This window comes from Micromonospora echinofusca (genome assembly GCF_017614955.1).
Classification (GTDB): Bacteria; Actinomycetota; Actinomycetes; order Mycobacteriales; family Micromonosporaceae; genus Micromonospora; species Micromonospora echinofusca_A.
In genome coordinates, this window is record NZ_WVUH01000418.1 from 1 (window position 1) to 5,566 (window position 5,566).

At 68.9% G+C, this 5,566-nt stretch carries 5 protein-coding genes; all 5 read left to right on the forward strand.

What is annotated here, in order from left to right:
• The first annotated feature begins 514 nt into the window (after positions 1 to 514).
• A complete protein-coding gene (locus tag GSF22_RS29930) occupies positions 515 to 1,648 on the forward strand; it encodes a sugar ABC transporter substrate-binding protein (protein ID WP_244454381.1) in 1,134 nt (377 codons plus the stop codon).
• 66 nt (positions 1,649 to 1,714) lie between these two features.
• Positions 1,715 to 2,776: an ABC transporter permease gene (locus GSF22_RS29935; protein WP_208817268.1), complete on the forward strand. Its 1,062-nt coding sequence runs from the start codon at positions 1,715 to 1,717 to the stop codon at positions 2,774 to 2,776.
• The gene (locus GSF22_RS29940) at positions 2,773 to 4,293 is read left to right on the forward strand and encodes an ATP-binding cassette domain-containing protein (RefSeq protein WP_208817269.1); all 1,521 of its coding nucleotides are present in this window, start codon (positions 2,773 to 2,775) and stop codon (positions 4,291 to 4,293) included. The genes GSF22_RS29935 and GSF22_RS29940 overlap by 4 nt, the downstream gene beginning before the upstream one ends.
• Positions 4,290 to 5,414 carry a mandelate racemase/muconate lactonizing enzyme family protein gene (locus GSF22_RS29945; RefSeq protein WP_208817270.1) on the forward strand — a complete coding sequence of 375 codons (1,125 nt, stop codon included), beginning with the start codon at positions 4,290 to 4,292 and terminating at the stop codon, positions 5,412 to 5,414. The genes GSF22_RS29940 and GSF22_RS29945 overlap by 4 nt, the downstream gene beginning before the upstream one ends.
• Positions 5,411 to 5,566 (forward strand): LacI family DNA-binding transcriptional regulator (locus GSF22_RS29950; protein WP_244454384.1); only part of this gene is annotated, 156 nt, incomplete at its 3' end. The genes GSF22_RS29945 and GSF22_RS29950, both read left to right, overlap by 4 nt.

Sequence of the window (5,566 nt, forward strand, 5' to 3'; positions counted from 1 at the left end):
TGGCGACGGTTTCTCGGGATACCGACGAGATGGGTACGGTGTCGGCTCGTTTGTTGTTGGACATGCTGGACGGGGCTGCGCCGAGTACCGTCACCATCGACACCACCTTCCACTCCCGCGCCAGCCTGACCATGGTCTGACCGCCGGTTCCTTCCGCGCACACCCTGATCAGATCAGCGGCCTGACAGGGCCGGCCGCTCTGCGGCGCTCTGCTGTCCCGTTCTCCTTTCCCGGGTACGACCTTGATGGCCCCGGCGTCGACCGACGCGCGGGGCTCTTCGGCATGGGTCGACGCCGCTGACCGTGGAGCCGCGCCGGTCAAGGAACCGTTTCCACCTTTCCTCTGCGCGTACCCGCCCTTCGCCTGCCCCGGAGCAGCCGATAGGCCATTGACCTGGGGGGAGAGCCGGTCCTAGCATCCTCGGAAACGGTTCCACCCCGGAATCGTTACCGGGAAGGAGATGGGCAAGTGCGCAGAGCCCCTGCCGTATGGCCCGTTGCCGTCGGCCTCGTGATGGTCCTCACCGCCTGCGGGGGGAACTCCGCCAGTTCCCCATCGACCTCGACGGGGCCTACCGCCACCGCCGACCTCTCGGCGGCCCCGGCGAAGCTGAAGGAACTCGGCTACGACCAGATCGCCGACTCGGTGGGCCAGGCAACGGCCGCCCCGGCGAAGCTCAAGGACGGTAGCGAGTTCAAACTGGCCGACCGCATCGCGGCGAAGGTACGCGAGGGCAAGGAGCTGAACTACGTCTTCTCCTACCAGTCCAGCGGAATCGCGCTCTTCTCCGACCAGTACAAGACCGGCTACGAGGCGACGCTGCCGGTGGCCCAGTCCCTGGTCCGGATGAACGGCAAGGCGATCGCCCCGCCGAAGGACATCGACATCCCGCAGCAGATCTCGCAGATCGAGGCGCTGCTCAACACCGGGCAGATCGACTGCCTCACCATCGAGCCCCCGGACTCCAACGCCTTCACCGACATCACCAACAAGGCCATGGCCCGGGGCATCCCCGTGTTCACCGCCGGCGTGACCTCCAACGGCAACGAGTTCACCAACTTCACCCAGGTGCCGGTCGAGGAAGGTCGCACCGCCGCGAAGACCGTACTGGAGTGGATGAAGTCCACCGGCCAACAGCTCAAGGTCTTCACCGTCTCCGGCGGCGATCCCTCCGCCTTCTGGGCCCAGGGCCGGATGCAGGGTTTCGAGGAGGGCATCAAGGCCGAGATCCCCGACGCCACGTTCATCAACACGGCGAAGAACCCGCTCAACGTCGCGTTCGACCCGGCCAAGACCTACGACGCGTACAAGGCGCTGCTGACCGGCAACCCCGAACTGCAGTTCATCCTCAACGTCGACATCGGCGCCGAGCACGCCGTGCGGGCGATCGCCGACTCCGGCCGCAAGGGCAAGGTGTTCACCGCGGGCTGGAACGTCAGTGAAGGTCAACTCGACGGCATCGACGAGGGCACCCAGGTGGCGGCCTTCGACCAGGGCTGGACCCAGCAGGCCGGGTTCGGGGCCGTCGCCTGCGCGGTGTACCTGGCCACCGGCAAGGTCATCCCCAACGCGCAGAAGCTGATCCCGGTCACCAAGGCGAACTCGGCCGCCGCCCGGGAAGACCTGAACAAGATTCTCGACAAGTGACTGGCCGGGTCGACCGGTGACGATCTCGGTCGACCCGCCTCCGCCATGCCCCCACCGGAGGATTACGTGACCACGAACCTCGTGGACCAGCCCGTCGGCCACGTCGCCGACCCCGCGGACCGCGAACGACCCACCGTCGCGCAGTTTCTGCGGGCCTTCGCCCGCGTCGGCGGCCTCATGGCCACCGTCGCCCTGGTGATGGTCGTCTTCGCAGCGGCCTCCGACGGCCTGTTCCTCTACCCGGACAACCTGCTCGGGCTGCTGCGCTACATGAGCACGATCGCGATCATCGGTCTTGGTCTGACCGTGGTGCTCGTGGTCGGTGAGATCGACCTGTCATTCGCCAACCTGTACGGCCTGTCCGCGATGAGCATGGCCGTGGCCTGGATCAACTGGGGTTGGCCGTTGTGGGTGGCGATCCTGGTGGCCCTTGCCGTCGCCGTCCTGGTCGGCGCCTTCAACGCCTTCTTCACCAGTGTCGTCGGCATCCCCTCGTTCATCGCCACCCTCGGGTCCAGCACCCTGATCTTCGGCTTCACCCTGCTGTTCAGCGGGGCACAGCGGTTCGCGCCGGCCGCACCACCCCCGGGTCGGACCATGGACGCCGGCGAGGTCGAGTTCTTCCGCGGCCTGAGCAACCAGAGCCTCCCCTTCGGGGTACCGATGCAGGTGCTCTGGATGATCGTCATCGCCCTGCTGTTCTGGCTGCTGCTGAGCCGGTCACTGTTCGGTTTCCGGCTCAAGGCCATCGGCGGGAACCCCGTCGCGGCCCGGTTCGCCCGACTGCCCGTACGCCGCTACAAGTTCTGGGCGTTCTGCATCGCCGGCCTGTCGGCGGCGGTCGCCGCGCTGCTCGACTTCTCCTTCATCGGCTCCATCCAGCCGGACGCCGGACAGGCCCTGCTGTTCCCGACCTTCGCCGCGGTCGTCATCGGTGGGGCGAGCCTGCAGGGTGGACGCGGCAGTGTGGCCGGCACCCTGCTCGGCGCGCTGCTGCTCGCGGTCATCGCCAACGGCCTGGCCCTGCTGGCCGCCGGATCCTTCGCCCAGCAGATGTTCCTCGGCGTGGTCACGATCGGCGCGGTGGTGCTCGACCAGCTGACCCGTAACTGGCGGCGGGACCGGTGACCGCCGTGCCAGGCCCGGACGGCGTGGTCATCGAGGGCCTCGTCAAGCGGTACGGCGACACCGTCGCGCTCGCCGGGCTGAACCTGGCTGCCCGCTCCGGGGAGATTCTCGGCATCGCCGGGCCGAACGGCGCCGGCAAGAGCACCCTGGTCAAGGTCCTGGCCGGGGAGGTGACCCCGGATGCCGGCACGATCACCGTGCAGGGGCGGCCGTGGAGCCCGCAGCTGGGGGCCAGCCGGATCGCGATCGTGCACCAGGAACCCCAGCTCTTTCCCAACCTCACCGTCGCCGAGAACCTCCTGGCCGGGCGGGAGGGGTCGCGCGGTGGCCGACCCCGGCTGGCGCCCGCAGACGTCGACATGCTCAGAGAGACCGATCTCCTTCCGTTCGCCGACCACCTGCTGGGTGACCTGCCGCTGGCCCTGCAACAGCGTACGGAGATCGCCCGGGCGCTGGTCCGCAACGCCGACGTGTTCCTCTTCGACGAACCCAACTCGGCCCTGACCGAGGACGAGTCGGCCGAGCTGTTCGCCCGGATGCACACCATCGCGGACAGCGGCCGGGTGGTGTTCCTGGTGACCCACCGTCTGGCCGAACTCGCCGCGCACGCCGACCGGGTCGCCATGATCGTCGACGGGTCCTGCGCGATGGTGCTCGCCCCGCCGGAGCTCACCGAGGAACGCATCGCCCGTGAACTCGTCGTCGGCCGTGCTGCGGTGACCAGGGACGACCGGGCCGACAGTCGACGCGACGCGGTTCCCCTGCTCGCGCTGACCGGCTGGACCCACCACAGGGCGAAGTTCGTCGACGTGACGATGCAGCTCGGCCGCGGCGACATCGTGGCGGTCGTGGGTGTCGAAGGCTCGGGCGGCCGCGAGCTGGTCCGGTCGGTCGCCGGGTTCGAGAGGACCCACGGTGACGCCACCCTGGCCGGCCGACCGGTGCGGTCCGGCGGCGACGTCGCCTTCGTCGCCGCGGACCGGGCGGACAGCCTCTTCGACAACCTGTCCGTGGGGGAGAATCTCTACATCCGTCAGGGCCCGGCGATCAGGAGACGGCTCGGGCTGCTGAAGCGATCCGCCGCCACCCGCCTGGCCCGACAGGCCAGATCCGACTTCCTGGTCAAAACCGCCAGCCTGGACACGCCCATTCGGGCGCTGAGCGGCGGAAACCAGCAGAAGGTGGCCATCGCCGCGGCCCTGGCGCTCGCCCCGCCGGTCGTCGTGCTGGAAGAGCCCACCCGCGGCGTCGACATCTCCAGCAAGGCCGAGATCTACCGGTTGCTGCGCGGTTTCGCCGACGCCGGCGGCGCCGTCCTGCTGTATTGCACGGAGGACTCGGAGGTGTTCGACGTCGCCGACCGTGCCGTCGTCATCTCCGCCGGTCGGGTCGCCGGCGAACTTGACTGCACCGAGTTCTCCGACGCCGAGATGCTCGCCGAGCGCATCGCACTGCTGACCGCGGCCATCCCGGTCGTCGGGGGAAGCACCCACCAGAGCACAGGAGACGCAGCATGAAGATCGTGCGGGTCGAGGCCGTGCCCGTGGCGTATCCGGAGCCGAACGACTTCGACGCCACCCGCTACCTCTGCCTCGTCAAGATCACCACGGACGAGGGTGTCGTCGGCTGGGGTGAATCGGTCACCCAGTTCCCCGAAGCCAACCCCGCCGTGGCCGCCCTCATCGACGGCATGGGCGGGCTGATCGTCGGACGCAGCCCGCTGGACACGGAGAGCATCTGGCGTGCCCTCAAGGACCGCGCCTGGTGGTACGGCTACAACGGCGGCCTCGCCTCGTACGCCATCGCCGCGATCGACATCGCCCTGTGGGACATCAAAGGCAAAGCCCTCGGGGTGAGCGTCTGCGAACTGCTCGGCGGCGCCGTGCACGACCGGTTGCCGGCCATCGCCTCGTCCCACGCCCACCACAGCTCGATCCCCGCCATGGCCGACGAGGCCCGCGAGTGGCTCGACAGCGGCCTGCAGGGGATGAAGGTCGGCTTCGGCAAACGTGGCGAGGCCCGGCTCGGCTACGACCACGATCGCGACGTGGAGTACGTACGCACCATGCGGGAGACGATCGGCCCGGACAGGATGCTGATGATCGACCTCGGCATCGCCATCAGGTGGGACGTGTCCACCGCGGTCAAACGGGTCCAGGCCTTCGACGAGTACGACATCGACTGGATCGAGGAACCGCTCGGCGCCTGGGACCCGGAAGGGTACGCCACTCTCCGCGCCAAGACCCGCACCCGGATCGCCTACGGCGAGAAGGAGTGGACCCTGGACGGCTACGAACGGGTCCTGGCCACCGGCACGTGTGACGTCGTCGGCGTCGACCCCGGGCGGGCCGAGGGGATCACCGGATTCAAGAAGGTGACCGACCGGGTCGAGGCGTACCGCCGGCAGGCCAACGCGCACGCCTGGTCCTCGGCGATCGTCACCGCCGCCAGCCTGGCCATCAGCTTCAGCAGCCCGGCCTGCAAGCTCTTCGAGTTCAAGCCCCTGCGCAACCCGATGCAGCACGACCTCGTGGACGCGCCCATCAGCCACGTCGACGGCTGGGTCTACCCACCCGTCTCGGCCCCCGGGCTGGGCATCGAGATCAACGAGGACGTCGTCGAGCGGTACCGGCAATGAACATCGGCGCCGACGAGGTTCCCGCGACCATCCGGGATGTGGCGGCGCGGGCGGGTGTGGCGTTGTCGAGTGTGTCGCGGGTGTTGTCGGGGCATCCGGATGTGTCGGCGGCGATGCGGTCGCGGGTGGAGTCGGCGGCGAAGGATCTGGGT